The sequence below is a fragment of the Aureimonas populi genome, from assembly GCF_017815515.1.
Lineage (GTDB): Bacteria > Pseudomonadota > Alphaproteobacteria > Rhizobiales > Rhizobiaceae > Aureimonas > Aureimonas populi.
The window spans coordinates 1553216-1573515 of sequence record NZ_CP072611.1 but is presented as its reverse complement, the minus strand read 5'-3'; the positions used below and the strand labels follow the sequence as shown (position 1 = coordinate 1573515).

Annotated in this window: 20 protein-coding genes and 1 tRNA gene; 7 read left to right on the top strand and 14 right to left on the bottom strand. The window is 68.5% G+C overall.

Features of this window, described 5'->3' with window-relative positions; genetic code table 11:
• Positions 1 to 17: 17 nt before the first annotated feature.
• From J7654_RS07230 to J7654_RS07215, 4 genes are all read left to right on the top strand, one after another.
• Positions 18 to 1208 carry a phosphopentomutase gene (locus tag J7654_RS07230; RefSeq protein ID WP_209739424.1) on the top strand — a complete coding sequence of 397 codons (1191 nt, stop codon included), beginning with the start codon at positions 18 to 20 and terminating at the stop codon, positions 1206 to 1208.
• Entirely contained in the window at positions 1205 to 2209 is a 1005-nt protein-coding gene (locus tag J7654_RS07225) for an adenosine deaminase (protein WP_209739423.1), read from the top strand. Before J7654_RS07230 ends, J7654_RS07225 begins: the two co-directional genes overlap by 4 nt.
• 38 nt (positions 2210 to 2247) lie before the next feature.
• Complete coding sequence (gene upp / locus J7654_RS07220) at positions 2248 to 2877, top strand: uracil phosphoribosyltransferase (RefSeq protein ID WP_209739422.1); 630 nt, start codon at positions 2248 to 2250, stop codon at positions 2875 to 2877.
• A 75-nt stretch (positions 2878 to 2952) separates the two neighbouring features.
• A complete protein-coding gene (locus tag J7654_RS07215) occupies positions 2953 to 3477 on the top strand; it encodes a retropepsin-like aspartic protease family protein (RefSeq protein WP_209739421.1) in 525 nt (174 codons plus the stop codon).
• 3 nt (positions 3478 to 3480) lie between these two features.
• On the opposite strand, the gene deoA is transcribed toward J7654_RS07215, so the two are convergent.
• From deoA to J7654_RS07180, 7 genes are read right to left on the bottom strand one after another with little or no spacing between them, the layout of a single operon-like run.
• Positions 3481 to 4791 (bottom strand): thymidine phosphorylase, encoded by a 1311-nt coding sequence (gene deoA / locus J7654_RS07210; protein WP_209740306.1) that lies wholly within the window; start codon positions 4789 to 4791, stop codon positions 3481 to 3483.
• Between the two features lie 5 nt (positions 4792 to 4796).
• Positions 4797 to 5564 carry a deoxyribose-phosphate aldolase gene (gene deoC / locus J7654_RS07205; protein ID WP_209739418.1) on the bottom strand — a complete coding sequence of 256 codons (768 nt, stop codon included), beginning with the start codon at positions 5562 to 5564 and terminating at the stop codon, positions 4797 to 4799.
• The gene (locus J7654_RS07200) at positions 5564 to 6361 is read right to left on the bottom strand and encodes a purine-nucleoside phosphorylase (protein WP_209739416.1); all 798 of its coding nucleotides are present in this window, start codon (positions 6359 to 6361) and stop codon (positions 5564 to 5566) included. The genes deoC and J7654_RS07200 overlap by 1 nt, the downstream gene beginning before the upstream one ends.
• On the bottom strand, positions 6358 to 6753 hold the full coding sequence (locus J7654_RS07195; protein ID WP_209739414.1) for a cytidine deaminase: 396 nt from the start codon (positions 6751 to 6753) through the stop codon (positions 6358 to 6360). The genes J7654_RS07200 and J7654_RS07195 overlap by 4 nt, the downstream gene beginning before the upstream one ends.
• 24 nt (positions 6754 to 6777) lie before the next feature.
• Entirely contained in the window at positions 6778 to 7743 is a 966-nt protein-coding gene (locus J7654_RS07190; RefSeq protein ID WP_209739412.1) for an ABC transporter permease, read from the bottom strand.
• Entirely contained in the window at positions 7743 to 8879 is a 1137-nt protein-coding gene (locus J7654_RS07185; RefSeq protein WP_209739410.1) for an ABC transporter permease, read from the bottom strand. The genes J7654_RS07190 and J7654_RS07185 overlap by 1 nt, the downstream gene beginning before the upstream one ends.
• Positions 8876 to 10429 (bottom strand): ABC transporter ATP-binding protein, encoded by a 1554-nt coding sequence (locus tag J7654_RS07180; RefSeq protein ID WP_209739408.1) that lies wholly within the window; start codon positions 10427 to 10429, stop codon positions 8876 to 8878. Before J7654_RS07180 ends, J7654_RS07185 begins: the two co-directional genes overlap by 4 nt.
• A gap of 193 nt (positions 10430 to 10622) precedes the next feature.
• Between J7654_RS07180 and J7654_RS07175 the strand changes: the two genes are divergently transcribed.
• Both J7654_RS07175 and J7654_RS07170 read left to right on the top strand, forming a co-directional pair.
• Entirely contained in the window at positions 10623 to 11072 is a 450-nt protein-coding gene (locus tag J7654_RS07175) for an acyl-CoA thioesterase (protein WP_209739406.1), read from the top strand.
• On the top strand, positions 11069 to 11275 hold the full coding sequence (locus J7654_RS07170) for a SlyX family protein (RefSeq protein ID WP_209739405.1): 207 nt from the start codon (positions 11069 to 11071) through the stop codon (positions 11273 to 11275). The genes J7654_RS07175 and J7654_RS07170 overlap by 4 nt, the downstream gene beginning before the upstream one ends.
• Before the next feature lie 51 nt (positions 11276 to 11326).
• Here the strand turns inward: J7654_RS07170 and J7654_RS07165 are convergent, their stop codons facing one another.
• A complete protein-coding gene (locus J7654_RS07165) occupies positions 11327 to 12322 on the bottom strand; it encodes a BMP family lipoprotein (RefSeq protein WP_209739404.1) in 996 nt (331 codons plus the stop codon).
• A 333-nt stretch (positions 12323 to 12655) separates the two neighbouring features.
• Positions 12656 to 12946: a hypothetical protein gene (locus J7654_RS07160; RefSeq protein ID WP_209739403.1), complete on the bottom strand. Its 291-nt coding sequence runs from the start codon at positions 12944 to 12946 to the stop codon at positions 12656 to 12658.
• 268 nt (positions 12947 to 13214) lie between these two features.
• Between J7654_RS07160 and J7654_RS07155 the strand changes: the two genes are divergently transcribed.
• A tRNA-Ser gene (locus J7654_RS07155) sits at positions 13215 to 13304 on the top strand.
• A gap of 65 nt (positions 13305 to 13369) precedes the next feature.
• On the opposite strand, the gene J7654_RS07150 is transcribed toward J7654_RS07155, so the two are convergent.
• The 5 genes from J7654_RS07150 to J7654_RS07130 all read right to left on the bottom strand — a co-directional run bounded on the left by J7654_RS07150 (position 13370) and on the right by J7654_RS07130 (position 20192).
• Positions 13370 to 13543, bottom strand: a complete 174-nt coding sequence (locus J7654_RS07150; protein ID WP_209739402.1) for a hypothetical protein — start codon at positions 13541 to 13543, stop codon at positions 13370 to 13372.
• A gap of 39 nt (positions 13544 to 13582) precedes the next feature.
• A complete protein-coding gene (locus J7654_RS07145; RefSeq protein ID WP_209739401.1) occupies positions 13583 to 15088 on the bottom strand; it encodes a DASS family sodium-coupled anion symporter in 1506 nt (501 codons plus the stop codon).
• Between the two features lie 160 nt (positions 15089 to 15248).
• The gene (locus J7654_RS07140) at positions 15249 to 16361 is read right to left on the bottom strand and encodes an ABC transporter permease (RefSeq protein ID WP_209739399.1); all 1113 of its coding nucleotides are present in this window, start codon (positions 16359 to 16361) and stop codon (positions 15249 to 15251) included.
• 4 nt (positions 16362 to 16365) lie between these two features.
• Complete coding sequence (gene rbbA, locus J7654_RS07135; protein WP_209739397.1) at positions 16366 to 19128, bottom strand: ribosome-associated ATPase/putative transporter RbbA; 2763 nt, start codon at positions 19126 to 19128, stop codon at positions 16366 to 16368.
• On the bottom strand, positions 19125 to 20192 hold the full coding sequence (locus J7654_RS07130; protein ID WP_209739395.1) for an HlyD family secretion protein: 1068 nt from the start codon (positions 20190 to 20192) through the stop codon (positions 19125 to 19127). Before J7654_RS07130 ends, rbbA begins: the two co-directional genes overlap by 4 nt.
• Between the last annotated feature and the right edge of the window lie 108 nt (positions 20193 to 20300).

Genomic DNA, 20300 nt, shown 5'->3' with positions numbered 1-20300 from the left:
AAACGGGAGACGAAGACATGGCCCGCGCGATCCTGATCGTCCTGGATTCCTTCGGCATCGGCCGCGCGCCGGACGCGGCGGCCTATGGCGACGAGGGCGCCGACACCTACGGCCACATCCGCCGGGCCGCGCAGGAGGGCCGCGCGGACCGCGAGGGCCTGCGGACAGGCCCCTTGCGCCTACCGAACCTTAACGCGCTGGGGCTTGCGCGCGCCGCCGGCTTCCCGGAAGGCGAGCCGGCCGGCCTGTGGGGCGCGGCCGTCGAGACCTCCCGGGGCAAGGACACGCCCTCGGGCCATTGGGAGATCGCCGGCGTGCCGGTGCGCTTCGACTGGGGCTATTTCCCGGACACGCAGCCCGCCTTCCCGCCCGGGCTGATCGCCGCCATCGTGGAGGAGGCCGGGCTGCCGGGCATTCTGGGCAACCGCCACGCGGCGGGCACGGAGGTGATCGAGACGCATGGGGAGGAGCATGTCGCCAGCGGCAAGCCGATCTTCTACACCTCCGCCGACAGCGTGTTGCAGATCGCCGCGCATGAGGGCCATTTCGGACTGGAGCGCCTCTACGGGCTGTGCGAGATCGCGCGCCGCCACGTGGATGCGCTCAATATCGGCCGCGTCATCGCCCGGCCCTTCCTCGGCGAGACGAGCCGGACCTTCAAGCGCACGGCCAACCGGCGCGACTACGCCGTGCCGCCCCCGGAGCCGACGATCCTCGACCGCGTGGTGGAATCGGGCGGGCGGGTCATCGCCATCGGCAAGATCGGCGACATCTTCGCCCATCGCGGCATCAGCGAAGTGCGCAAGGGGGCCGGCAACATGGCGCTGTTCGACGCGCTTCTGGGCGCGCTCGCGGATGCGCGCGACGGCGACCTGATCTTCGCCAATTTCGTCGATTTCGACACCGAGTTCGGCCATCGCCGCGATGTGGCGGGCTATGCGCAGGCGCTGGAGGCCTTCGACGCGCGCCTGCCCGAGCTGCATGACGCGCTGAAGCCCGGAGACCTTGCCGTCATCACCGCCGACCATGGCTGCGACCCGACCTATCGCGGCACGGAGCACACGCGCGAGCGCGTGCCGGTGCTGGCGTTCGGCCCCGGCATCGCGCCGCGCGGGCTCGGCGAGCGCGCGACCTTCGCCGATATCGGTGAGAGCGCGGCCGCCCATCTCGGCCTTCCCCCCGGCCCGCACGGCACAAGCTTCCTGTGACCGCCGAGCCCAGGGCGGAGATCCACGTTCACCTGGAAGGCACCGCGAGCCCCCTTCTCGCCCGCGAGATGGCGGCACGGCACGGCGTCGACATCTCCGGCCTCGTGCGCGGGCAGACCTATGGCTGGCAGGGCTTTGGCGGGTTCCTCGCCGCCTACGACCTCATCGCCGCGCTCTTTCGCAGCGAGGAGGACTATCGCCGGCTGGCGCTGGACTATCTGACGCGCCTGTCGAGCGATGGGGCGCTCTATTGCGAGATCTTCATCTCGCCGGACCATGCGCGCGAGGCGGGGCTTTCGCCCGAGGCCTATCTGAGCGGCATCGAGAGCGGCGTGGCCGAGGCGCAGGAGAGGACCGGCATCGCCTGCCGCCTGATCGTCGTCGGCGTCCGGCATCTGGGGCCGGCGGCGGTGGAGGGCGCGGCGCGGTTCGCGGCCCGCTCCGGGCATGGGCTCGTCACCGGCTTCGGCCTTGCCGGCGACGAGCGCGCGCACCGCCCGCGCGACTTCGCGCGGGCCTTCGACATGGCGCGCGAGGCGGGCCTCGGGCTGACGGCCCATGCGGGCGAATTCGCGGGCGCGAGCGCCGTGGCCGAGACGCTGGACGCCCTGAAGGTCTCGCGCCTCGGGCACGGCGTGCGCGCCATCGAGGACCCAGCGCTCGTGCGCCGCCTGGCGCAGGAGGGCGTGACGCTGGAGGTCTGCCCCGGCTCCAACCTCTCGCTCGGCGTCTATCCCTCGCTTGAAGCGCACCCCTTGCGCGCGCTGCACGAGGCGGGGGTGCGGCTGACCGTGAACTCCGACGACCCGCCCTTCTTCGGCACCGATCTGGCGCGCGAATACGCGCTGGCGCGCAAAGCCGGCTTCACCGCGCCAGAGCGCCTCGCCCTGACCCGCAACGCCATCGAGGCGGCCTTCGTGGACGAGGAAACGCGACGGCGCCTTCTGGAACGCCTGATGCTGCGCGCCATTTCGCTTGGCGCACCCGGCACGAGCGACTAAACAGGCGCTTGCCCATTTCGCACTGGAGAACCCCGCGCATGAACGGTGTCACCGTCGTCGATCACCCGCTGGTGCAGCACAAGCTGACGCTGATGCGGCGCAAGGAGACCTCGACGGCGAGCTTCCGGCGCCTCCTGCGGGAGATCTCGACGCTGCTCGCCTACGAGGTCACGCGCGAGCTGGACCTCACCACCATGCGCATCGAGACGCCCATCATGGAGATGGACGCGCCGATCCTGGAGGGCAAGAAGCTGGTCTTCGCCTCCATCCTGCGTGCCGGCAACGGGCTTCTGGAAGGCATGCTCGACCTCGTTCCGGCCGCGCGCGTCGCCCATATCGGGCTCTATCGCGACCACGAGACGCTGGAAGCCATCGAATACTACTTCAAGGCGCCCGAGGATCTGGAGAACCGCCTCGTCATCGCCGTCGACCCCATGCTGGCCACGGCCAATTCGGCCATCGCGGCCATGGACAAGCTGAAGGAGCGGGGCGCGAGGAACATCCGCTTCCTGTGCCTGCTGGCCGCGCCCGAGGGCATCCGGCGCTTCCAGGAGGCGCATCCGGACGTTGCGATCTTCACCGCCTCGATCGACGAGAAGCTGAACGAGAAGGGCTATATCATCCCCGGCCTGGGCGATGCGGGCGACCGCATGTACGGGACGAAATAGAGCGTTCCGCTTGGCAAAGGATTAAGCGCTCGCCCGGCAGGATCGGTCGGAACCGGTTCGGCCAAGGCGCTTACGATGAACAAGTCCCTCCTGCTCGCCGGCGGCGCCTCGCTCCTGGCCCTCGCCTTCCCCGCCGCCTTCCAGCGCGCGAGCGAGGCACCGCCGCCGGAGGCCCCCGTGGAGGCCGCGCCCGCCCTGGTGGAGGTGGCGAGCCCGGCAGCGGCGCCCGGCCGCAGCGTTCGGCTGCAAGCGGACGGGCGCGGCCATTTCAACGCCGAGGCGCGGCTGAACGGGCGCCGCGAGACCGTGCTGGTGGATACGGGCGCAACCTTCGTCGCGGTGAACGAGAGCGCGGCGCGAAGGTTCGGCCTCTCCGTCTCGACCGCCGATTTCCGCCATCGCGCCGACACGGCCAACGGGCCTATCCATGTCGCGATGGGGCGGCTCGACCGGGTGGAGATCGGCCTCGTCTCGGCACGCAACGTGGAGGTGATGATCGCCCGCGACGAGGCGCTCTCCGTCACGCTGCTGGGCATGAGCTTCCTGAACAAGCTGCGCCGCTTCGAGGTGGAGGATGGCGTCCTCCACCTCGTGGAATAGGGTTCAGCCCTCGAAGCGGTCGATCACGGCCGGGCGCGGGCCGGGTGCCTGCCCGAAGGTGTAGGCGCGGCGCACGAACTCCTCCGCGCGGCGGAACCCCTCCTCGTCGCGCGCATGGACGGTGCAGAACGGCTCGCCCTTTTCCAGCGTGGCGCCCAGACCCGCAAGGCCGGCAAGGCCGACGGCGTGGTCGACCGCATCCTGCGGCCGGGTGCGGCCGCCGCCGAGCGCCACGACGGCAAGGCCCAGGGCGCGCGTATCGACGCCGGCGACCGTGCCCGCCACGTCCGCCTCGATGGGGCGCACGAGGTCGGCCCTCGGCAGGTGCTCGTCCATCCTCTCCACGAAGTCCGCCGGGCCGCCGAGCGCATGGACCATGCGGCCGAAGATGTCGGCCGCACGCCCGTCATCCAGAGCGGCCCCCGCCTTGCGCAGGCCGTCGGACGGATCGGAAGCGAGGCCCACCAGCGCCAGCATCTCGGCGGCGAGCGCCAGCGTCACCTCGCGCAGGCGCGGGTCGCGATGCGCGCCGGTGAGGAAGCGCACGGCATTGCGCACCTCCACCGCATTGCCGGCATCCGAGGCGAGCGACTCGTCCATGCCGGTGAGAAGGGCGGTGGTCTTCAGCCCCGCGCCGTTGGACACGGCCACGAGGCTTTGCGCCAGCGCCCGCGCCTCGCCTTCCGTGCCCATGAAGGCGCCCGAGCCCGACTTCACGTCCAGCACCAGCCCCTGAAGGCCGGCGGCGAGCTTCTTGGACAGGATGGAGGCGGTGATGAGGGGGATGGATTCCACCGTCGCCGTCACGTCGCGAATGCCGTAGAAGCGCTTGTCGGCGGGGGCAAGGCGCCCCGTCTGGCCGATGATGGCGCAGCCGATCTCCTCCGTCACCTTGCGGAACAGGGCGTTGTCGGGGGTCACCGAATAGCCGGGGATCGATTCCATCTTGTCCAGCGTGCCGCCGGTATGGCCAAGGCCGCGACCGGAGATCATCGGCACGGCTCCGCCGCAGGCGGCCACGATGGGCGCGAGCATCAGCGAGACATTGTCGCCGACGCCCCCGGTGGAATGCTTGTCCACGATCGGCCGGTCGATGCCCGACCAGTCCAGCACGTCGCCCGAATCGCGCATCGCCTCGGTGAGCGCGACCGTTTCCTGCCGTTCCAGGCCGTTGAAGAAGACGGCCATGGCGAAGGCGGCGACCTGGCCCTCGGTCACGCGCTCGCCCTCGAAACCGGCGATGAAGGCCTTGATCTCGGCGGGATCGAGCGGCTTGCCGTCGCGCTTTTGCCGGATGAATTCCTGCGGAAGCATGGCCATCAATAGTCGCTCTTGTCCTCGGGCCGCCGTTCGCCACCGGCCACGGCCAGAAGGTCGGCCAGGACGCCCGAGGCGCCGAGGCGGAAGGTCGAGGGCGTTGCCCATCCCTCCCCCATCACCTCCTCGGCGAGATCCCGATAGGCCCTCGCCTCCTCGAAGCTCCTGATGCCGCCGGACGGCTTGAAGCCGAGCCTGCGCCCACTTTCGTCCTGGAGGATCGAGCGCAGGAGGATGCGCGCGGCGGGCAGCGTGGCGCTGACGGGCGTCTTGCCGGTGGAGGTCTTGAGGAAATCCGCCCCGCCATGCAGCGCGGCCACCGCAGCCACCTCCACGAGGCCCGGATCGCGCAGCTCGCCGGTTTCGAGAATGGCCTTCAGCGTCGCACCGCCGGCCGCCTCCTTCACCTTCTTCACGTGGTCGGCGGCATAGCCGGGGTCGTTCTCGATGCGGCCGTAGGCGATCACATAGTCGATCTCGTCCGCGCCGTCGGCCAGCGCGGCCCGCGTCTCGGCGATCACGGACTGGATGTCCTCGCCGCCGGCGGGGAAGTTCACCACGGTGGCGAGCTTCACGCCTTGCGGCAATTTCGGCCTGGCATAGGCCACGAAACGCGGCCAGATGCAGATCGCGGCGACGGTTCCGTGCGGCGTCGCGGCCCGCTCGATCAGCGCGTCCACGTCGCCCTGCGAGCAGTCCTCATCCAGATTCGTCAGGTCGAGGCAGGCGATCAGCTCGCGCGCCTCGCTCACGGGGTCTTTCTCGGTCATCAGATGAACTCCGGCAGCGCGGCCTTGAGGATACGGGCGAGTTTTTCGCCGCCCCTGGGCGCGATTTCCTTGGTCTCCTCGTGGGAGAGCTCGTTTCCGGTCATCCCGGCCCCGAAATTCGTCACCACCGAGGCGGCGACGACCCGCAGGCCGAGGAACCGGGCGAGGATCGTCTCGGGCACGGTGGACATGCCGACCGCGTCCGCGCCCAGCCGGCGCGCCATGCGGATCTCGGCCGGCGTCTCGAAGGACGGGCCGGAGAACCACATGTAGACGCCCTCATGCATCGGCACACCCGCCGCCTTCGCCCCGTTCACCATCGCGGCGCGCAGGTCGAGGTCGTAGGCCGTGGTCATGCCGGTGAAGCGCGCTTCCGAGCGCTCGCCGATGAGCGGGTTGAGGCCGGTGAGGTTGATGTGGTCCTCGATGAGCATGACCTCGCCCGGCGCGATGCCGGGGTTCACCGAGCCCGCCGCGTTGGTGAGCACCAGCGTCTCGACGCCGAGGAGCTTCAACGCCTCCAGCGCCGGGCGCATGGCCGCCGCGTTTCCGGCCTCGTAATAATGGATGCGGCCCGAGAGGATGAGCACGGGCACGCCGGACAGGCGCCCGGCGACGATCTCGCCCGCATGGCCGGTGACGGCGCTTTGCGGGAAACCGGGGATGTCGCCATAGGGGATGCGCACCGCGCCCTCCACCTCGCCCACCAGCGAGCCGAGCCCCGAACCCAGCACGAGCGCGATCCGGGGGTTCAGCGCGCCGATGCGGCCCGCCACATGGTCGGCGGCCGGCTTCAAGACACCGCCTCCCGGGGGAAGGCCTTGGGCAGGAGATCGCCGAGCGTCACCGTTTCCACCACGCCCTCCTGCGCATCGCACAGATGCACGAGCGTTTCGGACGTGCCGAACTCGGCCAGGCGCTGGCGGCAGCCGCCGCAGGGCGTGCAGGCGCGCATCCTGGAGGCGACCACCGCCACTTCCGCGATCTCCCGCGCGCCGGCCATCACCATGTGGGCGATGGCCGAGGTCTCGGCGCACCAGCCCTCGGGGAAGCTCACCACCTCGATATTGGCGCCCGTGAAGACACGCCCGTCCTTCGTGCGGATGGCCACGCCCACGGGGAAGTTGGAGTAAGGCGCGTGGCATAGATCCATCGCGGCCCTTGCGGCGGTGAAAAGCTGGTCTGTCATCGTTCCTCTTCGCGGGCCTGCGGCTCACCGCTCCTTCACATAGGGCACGCCGCCCGCCTTGGGCGGGATCGCCTTGCCGATGAAGCCGGCGAGCAGCACCACCGTCAGCACATAGGGCAGCGCCTGGATGGCCTGCGGCGGCACCTGCCCGATCAGCGGCAGGGTGATGTTCTGGGCGCGGATGGCGAAGGCGTCGAGAAAGCCGAAGAGCAGGCAGGCGAACATGACCGGCACCGGCTTCCACTTGGCGAAGATGAGGGCCGCGAGCGCGATGAAGCCCTTGCCCGCCGTCATGTCGCGGTTGAAGCCGGCGGCCTGCGCGATCGCGATGTAGGTGCCGGCAAAGCCGGTGAGGACGCCGCAGATGATGACCGCGCGATAGCGCAGCCAGGGCACGGACACGCCGGCCGTGTCGACCGCCGCCGGGTTCTCGCCCACCGCGCGCAGGCGCAGCCCGAAGCGGGTGCGGAACAGCACCCACCACGAGACGGGCACCATGGCGAAGGCGAGGTAGACGAGCAGATTCTGCCCCGAGACGACGCCCGAATAGAGGGGGCCGAGCACCGGCACGCCGGACAGCGCCCCGGCCCCCGGCAGCGTGATCTCCCCGAAGCGCTGCGCCCCCGACAAGGGCGGCGTGCGCCCCCCTTGCGCGAACCACGCCCCGCCCAGGATGATGGCCAGCCCCGCCGCGATGAAGTTGATCGCCACGCCCGAGACGATCTGGTTGCCGCGATAGGTGATGGAGGCGAGGCCGTGGACGAGCGCGAAGGCGACGGCCGCCAGGACGCCCGCGAGCAGCCCGTAATAGGCCGAGCCCGTGACGGCGGCCGCCGAGGCGGAGGCGAAGGCGGCGATCAGCATCTTGCCTTCCAGCGAGATGTCGAAAATCCCCGAGCGCTCCGAGTAGAGCCCCGCGAGCGCGGCGAAGATGAGCGGCACCGAGAGGCGGATGGTGGAATCCAGGACGTTGAGGAAGAGCGCGTCCATCAGGCCCTGCCCTCCACGCCGCCCGCGCGCGGGGACCGGAAGCGCACCGCCTGGAAGGCCGCGCCGATACCCGGCCGCAGCATGTTCTCCAGCGCGCCGGCAAAGAGGATCACCAGCCCCTGGATGATCACGATCATGTCCCGCGAGATGGCGGGCATGTCGAAGGCCAGCTCCGCCCCACCCTGGTAGAGGACGCCGAAGAGCAGCGCGGCGGGCACGATGCCGGCCGGGTGGCCGCGCCCCATGAGCGCGACGGCGATGCCCACGAAGCCCGCGCCGGCGGGAAAGTCGATCTGGAGCCGGTACTGGTCGCCCATCACCGGGTTCAGAGCCATCATGCCGGCGAGCCCGCCGGAGATCAGCATGATGATGACGACGAGCCGCACCTGGCTCATGCCTGCATAGCGCGCCGCGCTGGGCGAGAAGCCCAGCGTGCGGATCTCGTAGCCGAGGCGCGTGCGCCAGATCAGCACCCAGACGAGAAAGGCGGCCAGAAGCGCGACGAAGAAGGTGACGTTGAGCGGCGCGCCGCCGAGATCGAGGCCGAAGCGCTCGAACAGCGGGCCGAGCTTGGGAAGCTGCCCGCCTTCCAGGAAGCGCCGCGATTCCGGCTGCATGGTGCCCACCGGGCGCAGCGGGCCGACGATGAGATAGACCATCAGCGCCGAGGCGATGAAGTTGAACATGATCGTCGTGATGACGATGTGGCTGCCGCGCCGGGCCTGGAGAACCGCAGGGATGAGCGCCCAGAGCGCGCCGAAGGCGGCGGAGGCGAGGATCGCCAGCGGCAGGTTGACCCACCACGGGAAGGTGCCGTCGAGATTGAGGGCCACCAGCGCCACGCCGAGCCCGCCGAGATAGACCTGCCCCTCCCCGCCGATATTGAAGAGCCCGCCATGGAAGGCGACGGCCACCGCAAGCCCGGTGAGGATGAAATTGGTGGTGTAGTAGAGCGTGAAGCCGAAGCCCTCCGAATAGCCGAAGGCGCCGCGCAGCATCAGGCGCGCCGCCTCGACCGGACTCTCGCCCACCGCCAGCACCACCAGGCCTGCGACGAGAAACGCCACCGCCACGTTGACGAGCGGGATGAGCCCATGGTTGATCCAGCCGGGGAGCGGCACATAGGGGCGGCTCATGCCTGTGTCCCTCCTGCGGTGGTTTCTCCCCCTCCGGGGCCTTGCGCGCCGGCCATCAGGAGGCCGAGCTCGCTTTCCTGCGCTTCCGGCCCCCGCTCCCCGACGATGCGCCCGTCGAACATGACGAGGATGCGGTCCGACAGGGCGCGGATCTCGTCCAGCTCCACCGAGACGAGGAGGATCGCCTTGCCGGCGTCGCGCATCTCCACGATGCGCCGGTGGATGAACTCGATGGCGCCGACATCGACGCCGCGCGTCGGCTGGCCGATGATGAGCACCTCCGGGTCGCGCTCCATCTCGCGCGCCAGAACGATCTTCTGCTGGTTGCCGCCCGAGAAATTCGCCGTCTTCAGGTCGCAGGAGGGCGGGCGGATGTCGTAGGCCGCGATCTTGGCGGCCGCCTCGCGGCGCATGGCCCCGATGTCGAGGAAGGGCCCCTTCGCGTAGGCCGGATCGCGATGATAGCCCAGGATGGCGTTCTCGCATTCCTTGAAGGGCAGGACGAGACCCATATGGTGCCGGTCCTCCGGCACGTGGGCAAGGCCCAGCCGGCGCAGCTCGGCCGGGTCGCGCTCGCGCGCCGGGTCGATATCGCGCCCGTTGAGCACCACCGCCCCGCCGGCGGCGCGCCGGATGCCGGCCAGCGCCTCCAGAAGCTCCGACTGGCCGTTGCCGGCCACGCCCGCAATGCCCACGATCTCGCCCGAGCGGACCTCGAAGGAAACGTCCTTCGTCATCGTGACGCCGCGCGAATCCCTTACCGTCAGGCCGCGGACCGAGAGGCGCACCGCCCCCGGCGCGCCCTCCCCCTTGTCCACCCGCAAGAGGACGCGGCGCCCGACCATGAGCTCGGCAAGCTCGCCCACATCGGTGCCGGCCGTTTCGCGCGTCGCCACGATCTCGCCGCGCCGCATCACCGAGACGGCGTCCGTCACCGCCATGATCTCGCGCAGCTTGTGGGTGATGAGGATGATGGTCTTGCCCTCGTCGCGCAACGCGCGAAGGACGCCGAAGAGCTGGTCGGCCTCGGCCGGGGTGAGCACGCCCGTCGGCTCGTCGAGGATGAGAATCTCGGCGCCGCGATAGAGCGCCTTCAGGATCTCGACCCGCTGCTGGAGGCCGACGGGAAGCCCCTCCACCACCGCGTCCGGGTCGATATCGAGCCCGTGCTCCTCCTGCAGCCGCAGAAGCTCGGCGCGCGCCCGGCGGATGCCGGGGCCCAGCAGGCCCGACTGCTCCGCGCCCAGCATGACGTTTTCCAGCACCGTGAAGTTCTCCACCAGCATGAAATGCTGGTGAACCATGCCGATGCCGGTGGCGATGGCCGCATTCGGGTCCGTGATCGAGACCTTCGAGCCGTTGACCCGGATCTCGCCCGAATCGGCCTGGTAGAACCCGTAGAGGATCGACATCAGCGTCGACTTGCCGGCGCCGTTCTCCCCGACGATGCCATGGATGGTGCCCTTGCCGACGCTGAGATTGATGTTCCTGTTGGCCCGGACCGCGCCGAAGCTCTTGTCGATATCGATGAGCTCGATCGCAGCCGCCATGCCGTTCTCTGCAGAAGTCGCGTTTCGCCGTAGACTAGAGGCGCCCCCCGCCGAAGGCCAGCGCCTTTCTCGTAGCCCGTGATGAACCCGGCACAGGGGCCGGGGCCCCTTTCCGGCGCACGCACTTGCGCCAGGGGCGCGCGCCTGTCAACGCTCACGTAAAGGTCAATTCAGGAACGCCACAGGAACCTCTATGCCGCCATCCTCCCCCGCGCCCGCCCGGCGGGCCCGCCCGACCCGCGCCGATTATCGCGCCTTCGTGCCCATCACCAGCCGCTGGTCGGACAACGACATGTTCGGGCACCTGAACAACGCCGCCTACTACTCCTATTTCGACACGGCGGTGACGAGCTGGCTGTTCTCCACCGCGCCGCAGGGCGAGCGCTCGCGCATGTTCTTCGTGGCCGAGACGGGGTGCCGCTACCTTTCCGAGATCGCCTATCCCGACAAGGTGAGCGTGGGCCTTCGAATTGGCCATCTCGGCACGTCCTCGGTCCGCTACGAGATCGGCGTGTTCCGCAACGACGAGGAGGACGCGGCGGCCGAGGGGCTTTTCGTCCATGTCCATATCGACCCGGCCACGCGCCGCCCCGCGCCGCTGGACGAGCCCCTGCGCCGGACGCTGACGGAGATCTGCGCATGAGCGAGGAGAAGGGGCTGGTGGAGCTGCAGACGCTTCTGGCGCACCAGGGGCGCACGATCGACGAATTGTCCGAGGAGGTGCGCCGGCAGGGCCAGGCGCTCGACCTTCTGGAAAAGACGCTGCGCGAACTCGCCCAGCGCTTCCTGGCGCTGGAGGAGACGGCCACGCCCCGGCCCGAGATCACCCGGCCGCCGCATTATTGAGGCGAAGGGAGAGGGAGGCCGGAGCTTCCTCTCCCTTCGCCTGCGTCACACTCAGTAAGGGCAGGCGCTGTCGGTGTTGTAGTCGTGGACCTCGACGGTGCCGGCGATGATATCGGCCTTCGCCGCCTCGACCGCCTCGCGCATCTCGGCGGTCAGGAGCGCCTCGTTGTTCTCGTCCAGCGCATAGCCCACGCCGTCCTCGGCAAGGCCCAGCGTCACCACGCCGGTCGTCCACTCGTCCTTCGCCGCATCCTCGAAGGCGGCGAAGACGGCGTTGTCCACGCGCTTGACCATGGAGGTCAGGATATGGCCGGGGTGCAGGGCGTTCTGGTTGGAATCCACGCCGATGCCGAACTTGCCGGCGTCGGCCGCCGCCTGGAGAACGCCGATGCCCGTGCCGCCGGCGGCGTGAAAGATGACGTCCGCGCCCTGGTCGATCTGCGAGCGGGCAAGCTCACCGCCGCGCACCGGGTCGTTCCAGGCCGAGCCGGTGGTGCCGGTCATGTTCTGGATCACGCTCGCCTCCGCATTGGCCGCCTTGACGCCGCCGACATAGCCGCAGGCGAACTTGCGGATGAGCGGCACGTCCATGCCGCCGACGAAGCCGACCGTCCCGGTCTCGGACTTCATCGCCGCGAGCAGGCCGACGAGATAGGAGCCCTCTTCCTCCTTGAAGAGGATGGAGCGCACATTCGGCAGATCGACCACCGAATCGATGATGGCGAACTGGAGATCGGGGAATTCGGGCGCCACCGCCTCGATCGCCGCCTGCTGGGAGAAGCCCACGGCGATGATGGGCGAATGGCCGTCGCGCGCGAAGCGGCGCAGCGCCTGCTCGCGCTGGGCATCGGACTGGATCTCGAAGTCGCGATACTCCGTTCCCGTCTCCTCGCTGTAGCGCTCGGCGCCCATATAGGCCGCCTCGTTGAAGCTCTTGTCGAACTTCCCGCCGAAATCATAGACGACGGCCGGGTTGATCTCGGCGGCAAGGGCCGTGCCGGCGGTCAGGACGGTAGCGGCGGCAAGCCCGGCGAGGATGGTCTTCATCGTTGATCCCGTGATCCCTGTTGATCGTTGCGCGCGCCCTGTCGGCGCCCGAGGCCCCGGCGCGGCCCTTGCGGGCGGCCGGTCTTCCATGCCGCCAGACTGGCACGACCCGGCCGGCATTGCATCAAGATTCGGCAATCATCCCGAACGCGTTTTCTTCAGGCATCCAAGGAACGCCACAGCAAAAACGCCCGGCCGGGGGGCGCGGACGCGCCGCCGCGCGCTCGGGACTTCGCACCGCCGGCGAGGACAGCCCCTTCAGCGGCGCCGCCGCCCGGGCGCGGCCTCGCTCCCTCGCCCTTCCTGAAGGGCGCCCAGGCTCCTGCCTGCGAATCATCGCGCGAGGCGAGCGGGCGACGCGCGGCGACGCCCGAGGAGAAGCAGCAGGACCGCGAGCGCGGCCAGCGTCGGCGCCATCGGCCAGGCCGCGACGAGCGCGGCCAGGTTCGCGGCCAGCCCCGGCGGGGCCGAGAGCGGCGCGCCGGCGAGAAGCTCCCACCCTTCCGCCACGCTCGTCATGCGCAGGCGCTCGGCGCTCAGCGAACGGGCGACATCGCCGGTGGCGAAGACCGTGCCGGCCGCGAGGACGAAACAACCGATGAGACGAAACAGGAAGGCGATCATCGCGAGGATACCGAAACAGGGCCCGTTCGGGCAGAAGCGTCAAAGGCTCCAGGCGCCGCGGCAGACGCGCCGCCCCGCCCCCGGCGGGAAGCGCCCGACCGGAGCATCGATACCACATAACGGAGCCGGCGTCGCCATCGCCCGCAAAGCGCGAGGCGGCATCGATTGGCCCTTGAACCGCAACCCGTTCTGGCTATAGTCCGCGCCGTTCGGCGGAGCTGCCGCGCGACGCGGCCCACCCCCGCTTCGCGCCCGGCCCCGCCCGGCAGGAGGGGTGGCCGAGTGGTTGAAGGCGCACGCCTGGAAAGTGTGTATACGGGAAACCGTATCGGGGGTTCGAATCCCCCTCCCTCCGCCACTTCGGAACAAAACCGGGAACGCCGAGTCCCGCCGATTTCCCTCCTTTAGCAGCCACAAGCGTCCTCAACCGGTGTCTTTGCTGCCTGTGATGTAAATCGCGTCGTCGGCGACCTCGACGCGCTGCGCGAACGCCCGGACGTGATTCCGCCGATAACCGCGCTCTACGAAACGGAACCGGCTGCGCGGTTCGCTAATAAGTTCGCGCGCGGCCGCGCCCGTCAGCGCATTGTGCGTCATCGCTTCGATCTTAGCCGCGTCGGTTCTTCGCGGCCAGGCTCACCAGTAACCAAGCAGGCGCCACCAGAGGAGGCCGGCGGTGGCGAAGATCGTCAGTTCGATGAGGCACATGGCCAAGCCGACGCTCCACCACTTTCCCATGCCCACGAAGCCGCTGCCGAAGATGATGGGCGAGGTTCCGGTCGCGTAATGCGTCAGCGTCATCATGATGGCTGAACTCGCGGCCATCATCAGCATGAAGGGCGCGTGGTACTCGGGAGGGACGAGGTTCACGCCGACCAGGAGGAAAGCCAGCATCATGGCGCTGATATGAGCCGTGGTGCTGGCGAACATGTAATGGGAGAAGGTAAAGACGAGTACGAGGATCGCCGCGGCCAGCGGCCATTCCACTCCTGCGGAGGCTATCGCGGCTTCCATGCCGCTCGAGAACCAGGCGACGACGCCGAGCTTGTTCAACTGATCGGCCATCATCACCAGGGCACCGAACCAGAAGAGCGTGTCCCACGCGCTCCTTTCTCCCAGAACGTCGTTCCAGTCGATCGTGCCTGTGATCAGAAGCAGGAACAGGCCGAGCAGCGCGACCATCGTCGGATGCAGCGTGAAGGCCTCCCCCAGCAGCATGGCGGGAATGTTGGCCCACAGCAGCAGCAGCAGGACGAACACGGCCGTCATAACGCGCTCCTGGGATGAGAACGGCCCCATTCGACCGAGTTCGGCCTTCGCGAAGATCACCGCGTCCGGCGTTTCCTTGATCTGCGGCGGCGAGAGAAGGTAGATCGCCAGCGGCATGATCAGAAGCGCCAGCAGCCCGGGTATGAACATCGCCAGCGCCCAGCCGGTCCAGCTCAGATGGAGCGCCCCGCCGCTTGCACGCGCAAGGAAGTCCTGAACGAGCGGATTGGGCGCTGTCGCGGTCAGGAACATGGCCGAGGTGATGGGGTTCGCATGATAGTTGACGAGCGCCAGATAGGTGCCGATGCGGTTCTGCGTTCCCTTCTGCGGATCTGAATCGAAGGAAGACGCGATCGAGCGCATGATGGGATGTATGATGCCGCCGCCGCGTGCGGTGTTGCTGGGGGTAACGGGCGCCAGCAGCAATTCGCAGGCAGCAAGCCCGTAACCGATTCCGATCGTCCGGCGGCCGAAGAGCGCGATGAAATGGAGCCCGGCCCGCTTGCCAAGCCCCGATTTCTTGATACCGACGGAGATCATGATCGCGATGACGATCAGCCAGATCAACGGGTTGGAGAAACTGCTCAGCGCATCCGCAACGGCCCCGCTGGAGGTCGGCGAAGTAACACGCGCCATCGAGACGATGACCATGGCCATCAGCGCCATGACGCCGATCGGCATGACCTTCAGAATGATGGCGACGATCGTCGTGAGGAAGATCGTCAGCATCACCCAGCCCTCCCGGCTGAGTCCGCCGGGCGTGGGCAGTGCCAGAAGCGTCAGGAGAACGGCCGTCGTCACGAAAGCGGGCACGATGCGGAAGGGAACCGCCTGCAACAGATGACGCACGGTTTCCGTGATGGATTTCAGCATCGGCCTGACCCCAGGGAATCGGACATTCGATCGCACTCATATCCTGTGTCGTGCGCGGTCGGCAAAGACAGGCTCGACCCGCAGTGGATGACGGGCCCGCCGGCTTCGGCGCGGGGCGCGGCATCTCCGGGTGACGAGCGCATCGGGGATCTTCCCGGTCTTACTTCAGAAAGGCGCGGAACTTGCGAAGCGCGAGCAGGAACAAGACGGCTGCCAGGAGCGCCAGGGCCAGGAATTGCGGCCAGACCACCGAGAGGCCGGCGCCGCGGAACAGGATCGCCTGGGCGAGGATGGTGTAATGCGTGTTGGGCGCCGCGAGCATGATGTGCTGGATGATCTCGGGCATGCTCTCGCGCGGCGTCACCCCGCCCGAGAGCACCTGCAGCGGCAGCAGCACCAGCATCAGGAGCAGCCCGAACTGCGGCATCGTGCCCGCGAGGGTCGCGAAGAAGATTCCCATCGACGCCATGGCGACCGCCATCAGCGCCGTGCCGGCCAGGAACAGCGGCAGGGAGCCGAGGACCGGCACGCCGAGCGCGCCATGCACGACGAACAGGAGCGCGAAGGCCGATGCCGCGAAGACCACGATCACCATCGACCAGATCTTCGCCAGCATGATCTCCAGGGCCGTGACGGGCATGGCCAGGAGGTGTTCGATCGTCCCGTGCTCCTTCTCCCGGATCAGCGCCGCGCCTGTCAGGATGATCGACAGCATGGTGATGGACGAGATCACGCTGGTGACGGCGCCGAACCAGGCGGGGTCGAGCCCCGGATTGAACCTGGCCCGCAGCACCAGGTCCACCGACGGTTCGGGCGCGGCACGGTAGCGCGCGGCATATTCGGACACCTCGCTGGCGACGATCTCCTGGATGTAGCCGGAGCCGGTGAAGGCCTGGGTCATCCGCGTCGCATCGACGTTCAACTGGACGACGGGCGTCTTGCCCGCCAGCACGTCGCGCTGGAAGTTCGGGGGGATGTCGAGCGCGAACGTATCCAGCCCGGCATCCATCCGCGCATCCATCTCGGCGACGCCGATCTCGCGAGGCGTCACGAAATAAGGGGGATAGAAGGCGCTCGCGATTCTTGCCGAGAGCGGCGACTGGTCCTCGTCCACGATGGCGATGGTGGCCCGGTTCAGCGCATCGGGCATTCCGCTGGCCGAGGTGTAGATGGAGAGCGTGAAGGCGTAGGCGATCAGCACGATCATGATCGGATCGCGCAGGAGACCCCGCAGTTCCTTGATGCCCAGGTTCATCACGTTGGAAAGGCGCATGGGCCTACCTCGCCTGCTTGCGGGTCAAGGCCGCGCCCAGCGCGAGGATGGTGGCCACCGCCAGCGCGAGCGGCACGAAGACGCCCGCCAGATCGCCCATCTCCAGCCCCTTGGCGAAGGTGCCGCGCGAGGCGGTGATGAAGTAGCTGGTGGGATAGACCGTGCCGACCAGCCGGCCCAGCCCTTCCAGGGAAGACACCGGATCGATCAGCCCCGAATATTGGGCCGCCGGGATCAGCGTCAGGAGCGCGGTGGCAAAGAGCGCCGCGATCTGGCTGGAGGTGAAGGTGGAGACCAAAAGCCCGATCCCCGTCGCCGCCACGACATAAAGGAGGGCGGCCAAGCTGAAGGCAAGCATGCTGCCGGTGAAGGGCACGCGGAAGACGAAGACCGCGCAGGCCGTCATCAGGGCGAAATTGACCATGGCCAGCGCCACATAGGGGAACTGCTTGCCGAGCAGGAACTCGAACCGCGTCACCGGGGTCACGTAAAGATTGACGATCGACCCGAGCTCCTTCTCGCGCACGACGCTGAGGGTGGTCAGAATGGCCGGGATGAGCAGCAGGAGCAGCGGGATCACCGCCGGCACGATGGCCACGAGACTCTTGATGTCCGGGTTGTATCGGTAGCGGATCTGCAGGTCGAAATCTCCGGTCAGGGCCTGGCCGCCATAAGCCTCGCGTGCCTTGCGCGTCAGCCAGGCGGCGTGCATTCCCTGCACGTAGCCGCGCGCCGTCTGCGCCCTCATGGGCATGGCGCCGTCGATCCAGGCGCCGATCTCGGTCGCCGTCCCACGCGCGACGTCGCTGGCGAAGCCGGGCGGAACCTCGATGGCGAGGCTGATCTCGCCGTTGCGCATCCGGCGATCGAGATCGGCGTAGTCGCGGATGGGCGCCTTTTCGATAAAGTAGCGGGACCCGGCGATGTCGGCGATATAGTCGCGGCTGGTGGTGGTCTGGTCGCGATCGAGCGCGGCGAAGGTCAGATCCTCGATATCCATGTTGATGCCGTAGCCGATCACGAACATCAGCATGAGGGAGCCCACCAGCGCCATGGTGCTGCGGATCGGGTCGCGCCGCAGTTCCAGCGCCTCCAGCCGCGCGTAGCTGAACATCCTGCGCGGATCGAAGAAACGCCGGCTCGCCGGCCGGTGCGCGCTGACAACCGGGGGCGGCGAGGCCGGCACGCGCGTTGCGCCGCCGCCGGCCGAACGATCGGGCCCCGCCGCTTCTTCGAGATAGAGGATGAAGGCGTCCTCAAGGTCCTTCGCCCCGCGCCGGCGCACGATATTGTCGGCCGTGTCGCTGATCAGCACCTTCCCTGCATGCATCAGCGAGATCCGGTCGCACAGGGCGGCCTCGTTCATGAAATGGGTCGAGACGAAGATCGTCACGCCGTCCTTGCGGGAGAGATCGGAGAGGATCTGCCAGAAGCGGTCGCGCGCCACGGGATCGACGCCCGAGGTGGGTTCGTCGAGGATCAGAATCTCCGGCGCGTGAATCATGGCGACGGCCAGCGAAAGCCGCTGCCGGATGCCGAGGGGAAGAGCGTCGGGGAAACTGTCCATCACCTCGACCAGATCGAAGCGCTCCGCCATCTCCTCGATCCGGGGCGCGATCGCCTCCGGCTTCATGCGGAAGAGCCGGGCGTGCAGGTCGAGGTTCTGGAGCACCGTCAGCTCGCCATAGAGCGAGAACGCCTGGCTCATGTAGCCCACGCGCCGGCGCATATCGAGGTCGCTCGAATCCACCTCGCGGCCGAAGAGCTTCGCGCGGCCCTGTGTCGGCTCGAGCAGCCCGGTCAGCATCTTCATCGTGGTGGTCTTGCCGCAGCCGTTCGAGCCGAGAAAGCCGAAGATCTCCCCCTTCGGGATACGGAAGCTGACATCGTCCACGGCGGTGAAGCCGCCGAAGCGCATGGTCAGGCCCTTGGCCTCGATGGCAATCTCCTCTCCTTCACGGGCGGCGCGCGGCGGGATCACCAGCTTCTCGTGGCCGCCTCGCGCCTCTTCCGGCAGGAGGGCCACGAAGGCGTCGTCGAGCGTGTGGGTTCCCGTCCGCTCCATGAGGCCGGCCGGCGTGCCGGTGGCCAGGATGCGGCCGGCGTCCATCGCCACCAGCCAGTCGTAACGCGCGGCCTCCTCCATATAGGCGGTGGCGACCAGTACGCTCATCGCCGGGCGTTCCTCTCGAATCCGGTCGATCAGCTCCCAGAACTGGCGTCGCGACAGGGGATCGACGCCGGTGGTGGGCTCGTCGAGGATCAACAGGTCCGGATCGTGGATCAGGGCGCAGCAAAGGCCGAGCTTCTGCTTCATGCCGCCCGAAAGCTTGCCGGCCGGCCGGTCGGCGAAGGGCGAAAGGCCGGTGCTGTCCAGGAGTTCGGCGATCCTGCGCTCGCGCTCTTGCTTGTCATGCCCGAAGAGGCGGCCGAAGAAATCGACGTTCTCGAAGACCGAAAGCGTCGGATACAGGTTCTTTCCGAGCCCCTGCGGCATATAGGCGATGCGCGGGCAGATGCGGTCGCGGTGGCGCTTGTCGCGCATGTCGCCGCCCAGCACCCGCAATCGTCCCTCCTGCAAGGCGCGGGCGCCCGCGATCAGGGAGAGAAGGCTGGACTTGCCGACGCCGTCCGGCCCGATCAGCCCCACCATGCGGCCGGCCGGAATATCGAGGCTGAGCGCGTGGAGCGCCTCGACCTTGCCATAGCGCAGCGAGACCCCTTCCAGCCGGATGACGGCGTCTGCCGCAGGGGCCATTTCGTTCATTCGGCGATCTCGCCCGCGAACTCCGGCCAACTGGCCTCGGGGTCGAGCTGTACATAGGCAGTGCCCGGCAGGCCCGTCTTGACGTATTCGAGGTATTTCGTCAGCAGCTCGCGGTCGATCCTGGCTCTCACGCGAAACATGAGCTTCTCGCGCTCATCGGCGGTCTCGACCGTCTTGGGCGTGAACTGAGCGACATCGGCGACATAGGAGACCGTGGCAGGAATCACATATCCGGGGGCCGCGTCCAGGACGAGCCGCACCTGGGTTCCGATCCGGACGCGCCCGGCCTCCGAAGTGGGCAGGAAGACGGTCATGTAGACATCGCCGAGATCGACGAGGTTGAGAATCCGCCCGCCGGCCGCCACGATCTCGCCTTCCTGCGCGACCCGGTACTGCACGCGTCCGTTTCGCGGCGAGGTCAGCGTGCTGTCGTCGATCGAGACGGCGATCGATTCGATCGCTGCCGCAGCCGCGGCGACGGCGGCTTCGGCGTTGATCACCTGGGCCCGAGAGGCTCCCACCTGCGCGTCGGCCGCGGCCAGGTTGGCCTCGGCGGCGGCGATCCCCGCGCGGGCCTGGCGGTCGGAGGCCCTGTCGTTGTCGAGCACCTGCTGGGAGATCGCGTTGCTCCTCACCAGCTCTTCAGACCGCGCGCGGCGCAGCGCGGCGGCGTCGGCCAGGGCCTGTGCCTGCTCGAGGGCTGCTTCGGCCGCCCGGCGCTGCGCTTCGGCCTGAACGACGAGGCTGCGTGCGGAATCGACACCGATCCGCGCGCTGCTCAGATGCGCCTCCGCCTGCCGCCTTTGCGCCTCCAGCTGGAGGGTATCCATCTCGACCAGCACGTCCCCCGCCGACACGAAATCGCCCTCGTCCACGCGGATCGTGCGGATGCGCGCGCCGGCGAGCGCGGAAATGTCGATCTCGGTCGCCTCTATCCGGCCGTTGGCCACGGCAATGCCTTCGGGCACGTCGGAACCGTTCAGCCTGTCCCAGGCGAACCAGGCCGCAACGACGAGCGCGATGGCCACGCCCGCATAGATCCACCGCGTCCGCCGCTTCGCCATCGTGCACTCCTTGCAATCGCGCCGAAGCCCGGGAATGGGAGGCTGCCCAGACTGCCGCTTGCATGTCGATCATGTCAACGAGTGTTGACGTCTGGGCCGGGGCATACT

Bases quoted from the DNA above. Each gene is read 5' to 3' on its own strand.
- J7654_RS07230 (WP_209739424.1), top strand. From the start codon at position 18: ATGGCCCGCGCGATCCTGATCGTCCTGGATTCCTTCGGCATCGGCCGC.
- upp (WP_209739422.1), top strand. From the start codon at position 2,248: ATGAACGGTGTCACCGTCGTCGATCACCCGCTGGTGCAGCACAAGCTG.
- J7654_RS07215 (WP_209739421.1), top strand. From the start codon at position 2,953: ATGAACAAGTCCCTCCTGCTCGCCGGCGGCGCCTCGCTCCTGGCCCTC.
- deoA (WP_209740306.1), bottom strand. From the start codon at position 4,791: ATGCTTCCGCAGGAATTCATCCGGCAAAAGCGCGACGGCAAGCCGCTC.
- deoC (WP_209739418.1), bottom strand. From the start codon at position 5,564: ATGACCGAGAAAGACCCCGTGAGCGAGGCGCGCGAGCTGATCGCCTGC.
- J7654_RS07195 (WP_209739414.1), bottom strand. From the start codon at position 6,753: ATGACAGACCAGCTTTTCACCGCCGCAAGGGCCGCGATGGATCTATGC.
- J7654_RS07190 (WP_209739412.1), bottom strand. From the start codon at position 7,743: ATGGACGCGCTCTTCCTCAACGTCCTGGATTCCACCATCCGCCTCTCG.
- J7654_RS07185 (WP_209739410.1), bottom strand. From the start codon at position 8,879: ATGAGCCGCCCCTATGTGCCGCTCCCCGGCTGGATCAACCATGGGCTC.
- J7654_RS07180 (WP_209739408.1), bottom strand. From the start codon at position 10,429: ATGGCGGCTGCGATCGAGCTCATCGATATCGACAAGAGCTTCGGCGCG.
- J7654_RS07175 (WP_209739406.1), top strand. From the start codon at position 10,623: ATGCCGCCATCCTCCCCCGCGCCCGCCCGGCGGGCCCGCCCGACCCGC.
- J7654_RS07170 (WP_209739405.1), top strand. From the start codon at position 11,069: ATGAGCGAGGAGAAGGGGCTGGTGGAGCTGCAGACGCTTCTGGCGCAC.
- J7654_RS07165 (WP_209739404.1), bottom strand. From the start codon at position 12,322: ATGAAGACCATCCTCGCCGGGCTTGCCGCCGCTACCGTCCTGACCGCC.
- J7654_RS07160 (WP_209739403.1), bottom strand. From the start codon at position 12,946: ATGATCGCCTTCCTGTTTCGTCTCATCGGTTGTTTCGTCCTCGCGGCC.
- J7654_RS07150 (WP_209739402.1), bottom strand. From the start codon at position 13,543: ATGACGCACAATGCGCTGACGGGCGCGGCCGCGCGCGAACTTATTAGC.
- J7654_RS07145 (WP_209739401.1), bottom strand. From the start codon at position 15,088: ATGCTGAAATCCATCACGGAAACCGTGCGTCATCTGTTGCAGGCGGTT.
- J7654_RS07140 (WP_209739399.1), bottom strand. From the start codon at position 16,361: ATGCGCCTTTCCAACGTGATGAACCTGGGCATCAAGGAACTGCGGGGT.
- rbbA (WP_209739397.1), bottom strand. From the start codon at position 19,128: ATGAACGAAATGGCCCCTGCGGCAGACGCCGTCATCCGGCTGGAAGGG.
- J7654_RS07130 (WP_209739395.1), bottom strand. From the start codon at position 20,192: ATGGCGAAGCGGCGGACGCGGTGGATCTATGCGGGCGTGGCCATCGCG.